This window comes from Streptomyces fuscigenes (assembly GCF_021556455.1).
Lineage (GTDB): Bacteria > Actinomycetota > Actinomycetes > Streptomycetales > Streptomycetaceae > Streptomyces > Streptomyces fuscigenes.
Window position 1 is genome coordinate 1 of record NZ_JAKGCV010000549.1, and the last position, 3,207, is coordinate 3,207.

Genomic DNA, 3,207 nt, shown 5'->3' on the forward strand with positions numbered 1-3,207 from the left:
CGTACGCCTTGGCGGTGGTCTTGATCGACCGGGGGCCGGGCGCGGCGGCCGCGCCGGACCGGAAACGGCGGGGGCGGGCGCGGCCGGGCAGCCGCCCCGCCCCGAGCGACCGCCCCGCCCCGGGCAGCCGCTCTCGTCGGAGCCGCTCTCCTCCCGGTCAGCCGCTCGCGTCCGGGGGCGCGTTCTCCTTGCCCGTCAGATAGGCGATCGAGGTCCTCAGGGTCTCGGCCAGCCGGACCAGGAAGCCCATGTCCGGCATCTCGTGGGACTGCTCGAGATGCTCGATGTAGGTCAGCCGGATGCCGGTCCGCCGGGCCACCTCCTCGCGGGTGAGGCCCAGCTCCATGCGGCGGGCGGTGATGCGTGCGCTGAAGTCGTGCTCCATGTCGGGTCCTCGGCGTGCGTCGGGCGCCGGTCGGGCGCGGGTCCGGTCCGGCTTCGGAGTGGCGGTGCCCGCTCCTGCCTCCGGGGCGGGCGGGCGCGGAGGTCCGGGGCCGCGGCGCGCGGAGAGCCCCGGAGGCACCCGCGCCGCGGGGCGGTTCACCTGCGCTCGTAGCGTTCGATGTCCTCCCGGAACTCGCGGATCGCCTGGTCGGTCAGGGTGGGGCGGGTGTCGGCGACGGCGACGAGGTAGTCCTCCGTCGTGGCCGGGACGTCCTGGCGCTCCACCACCTCCCGTTCGAACGCCGCGTGCGAGCCCTTGAAGGCGGCGGACTCGATGTCGGCCGGCGTGAACATCTCGCTGGCCTCCACGAGCCGGGACATCTCGACGCTTCCGGCGGTGGGGCCGAGGTAGCGCCGCCAGATCGCCGAGCGCGCCGCCGGGTCGGGCGGGCCCACCGGCATGACGTAGTCGAAGCGCCCCGGGCGCAGGAACGCGGGGTCGAGGGAGCGCACGGAGTTGGTGGCGCAGATCAGCAGGCGCCCGTCGTGGTCGCGGAAGCCCGGGATGAGCTTGAGCAGTTCGTTGGTGACGCCGTGGCCGGGGTCGACGGCCCGCCCGGAGCGCACCCCCGCGATCTCCTCTACCTCGTCGATGAACAGCAGGACGGTCTCCAGCTCCGCGAGGTCGGCGAACGCCTCACGCAGCGAGGTGGCGAGACCGCCGGGCGCGTCCTCCGCCAGGCGGGAGGGGAAGAGTTCCACGAACGGCCACTCCAGCCGCGAGGCCACGGCCTTCGCGAAGCTGGTCTTGCCGGTGCCGGGAGGCCCGAAGAGGATGACCGACTTCGGGGGCGTGACACCGTAGCGGTCGGCCAGCGCGGGCTCCGCGAGCGGCAGCACGATCCGCCGCTCGATGGCGCCCTTCTCGCGCGTCATGCCGGCGAGGGAGTCCCACAGGCCCTGCGGGAGCACCCGCCCGCCCAGTTCCGCGAGCAGCCCCGCGTCACTCGCGCCGAGGTGCTCGACCTTCTCGTACAGGGTCAGACCGCTGCGGGCCCGGTAGCCGGACTCCTCCAGCGCTTCGCTGCCGGCGGCACCCGGCGCGAGCAGCGCGCCGATGCGGCGCACCCCGCGGACCCGCAGGCGCCGCTCCAGCTCCGCGATCAGGGCGCTGCCGACCCCGTGCTGGCGCCATCGCGCGTCGAGTGCCACCAGGGTGATCCACGCCCGCTCCCCCTGGTCCTGGGCCACGGCCATGCCGACCAGGGTGTCGCCGACGACGGCCACCACGGCGGGCGCCCCGGTCCGCGCCATGGCCATGACCTCCGAGACGGGGAACACGGGGAGCGCCGCGTCCGGCGGCCGGTCCCTGTCCCATATCTGGATGGCCGCGTCGAGGTCGTCGTCGCGGAAGTCCCGCAGTCGCCAGATCGGCATCCGCACCACCTTGCACGCCGGACATGTCCGATTCCCCCATTGTCCGCGCCGTCCCCGCGGGCGTCGAACGCACGGGCGGCACGGCCCCCTGCCCCGCCCGTCGCCGGCACCGGCACCTGCTCGCGGCCGGGGCTTGAACCTCACGCGGCGTGAGGATGCATGGTGGCCCCATGACCTCTTCGCCGACCTGGAAGGTGGGCCCGCTCGCCGAGGCCGCAGGGCTGACCGTGCGCACGCTCCACCACTGGGACACCATCGGGCTGCTCAGCCCGTCACGGCGCACCCCGGGCGGGCACCGCGCCTACACCGAGGACGACCTCGTGCGCCTCTACCAGGTGCTGGCCCTGCGCGGCCTGGGGCTCGGCCTGGAGACCATCGGCGCCTGCCTCGACTCCGGCGTCGATCCCGCCCGGTTGATCCGGGACCACGTGGCCGGAGTGGAGGCGTCCATCGCGGCGCTCGGGGCCCTCCGGGACCGCCTGGTGCGGCTCGGCGACGAGTTGGCCGCGGACGGCACCCCGACGAGCGCCGCGCTGCTGGACGCGGTTCGTGCGGCCGGCCGCGCGGGACCGGAGGCCGAGGAGGTGCTCGGCCGGCATCTCGACGAGGACCGGCGCGCGTCGCTGCGCGAGCGCGGGGCGGCTCTCGGGCCGGCCGCCCACTACCTGCTGGAGGTCGAGTGGCCCGAGCTGTACCGCAGGGCGGAGCGTCTCCGTGCGGCGGGCACGCCCCCGTCCGACCGGCGCGTCCGACGGTTGGCGGCCCGGATGGACGAGCTCGGCGCGCTCTTCAGCGGGGGCGACGCCGGCATCTCCGCCGGGGTGAGGGCCGCCTGGCGGGAGGATCCGGCCGCCATGTCCGGACAGCGGAACACTCCGTCGGACGCGTGGCGCGCGCTGGCGGACTACCTGGACCGTGCGCGCGACGCCCCGGCCTGAGCGGCGGGCCCGCCCCCGCACAGGTCCTGGATGCGGACCCGTCCCCGGGCGACGCGATGCCGCCGCCCCCACCGACTCACCCCATCCGCCCGTCCGAAGAGGAGGCACCCCGTGCCGATCACGACCCGCACGCGCATCGCCCTGATCTCGACGTTCCCCACCCTCCTCGCGGCCGCAGGCATCGGCGTGCTCGTCGTGTTCGGCGCCCTTCCGTGGGGTGTCCTTCCCGCCCTGCCGGTCCCAGTCGCACTCCACGCGGCGGTCGCGTTCGTACGCCTGGGGAGCCCGCGCTCCTCCGCCTGAGCCGGGGCCCACCCGGTCGCGCCCCCGCGAAGGCCGGACGCGGGTGGCCGGTGTCCGTGCGCGAAGTGCCGCGCGCGGCGGGTTCGCTCCGGGCTGGCTACGACGAGGGCGGCGAGGGCCGCCGCCCGCCGCCGGCGGGCAGCCC

4 protein-coding genes are annotated in these 3,207 nt (G+C 75.8%); 2 read left to right on the forward strand and 2 right to left on the reverse strand.

What is annotated here, in order from left to right:
• Window positions 1–157 precede the first annotated feature (157 nt).
• Window positions 158–385, reverse strand: a complete 228-nt coding sequence (locus tag L1885_RS26060; RefSeq protein WP_235799618.1) for a helix-turn-helix domain-containing protein — start codon at window positions 383–385, stop codon at window positions 158–160.
• Between the two features lie 155 nt (window positions 386–540).
• The gene (locus tag L1885_RS26065; RefSeq protein ID WP_235799619.1) at window positions 541–1,821 is read right to left on the reverse strand and encodes an ATP-binding protein; all 1,281 of its coding nucleotides are present in this window, start codon (window positions 1,819–1,821) and stop codon (window positions 541–543) included.
• A 170-nt stretch (window positions 1,822–1,991) separates the two neighbouring features.
• Between L1885_RS26065 and L1885_RS26070 the strand changes: the two genes are divergently transcribed.
• Window positions 1,992–2,759, forward strand: coding sequence for a MerR family transcriptional regulator (locus L1885_RS26070; RefSeq protein WP_235799620.1), 768 nt, complete (start codon window positions 1,992–1,994; stop codon window positions 2,757–2,759).
• Between the two features lie 111 nt (window positions 2,760–2,870).
• The gene (locus L1885_RS26075) at window positions 2,871–3,062 is read left to right on the forward strand and encodes a hypothetical protein (protein WP_235799621.1); all 192 of its coding nucleotides are present in this window, start codon (window positions 2,871–2,873) and stop codon (window positions 3,060–3,062) included.
• Window positions 3,063–3,207 lie beyond the last annotated feature (145 nt).

What these genes read in the sequence shown, in the direction of transcription:
- L1885_RS26060 (WP_235799618.1), bottom strand. Translation starts at nt 385, where the DNA reads ATGGAGCACGACTTCAGCGCACGCATCACCGCCCGCCGCATGGAGCTG.
- L1885_RS26070 (WP_235799620.1), top strand. Translation starts at nt 1,992, where the DNA reads ATGACCTCTTCGCCGACCTGGAAGGTGGGCCCGCTCGCCGAGGCCGCA.
- L1885_RS26065 (WP_235799619.1), bottom strand. Translation starts at nt 1,821, where the DNA reads ATGCCGATCTGGCGACTGCGGGACTTCCGCGACGACGACCTCGACGCG.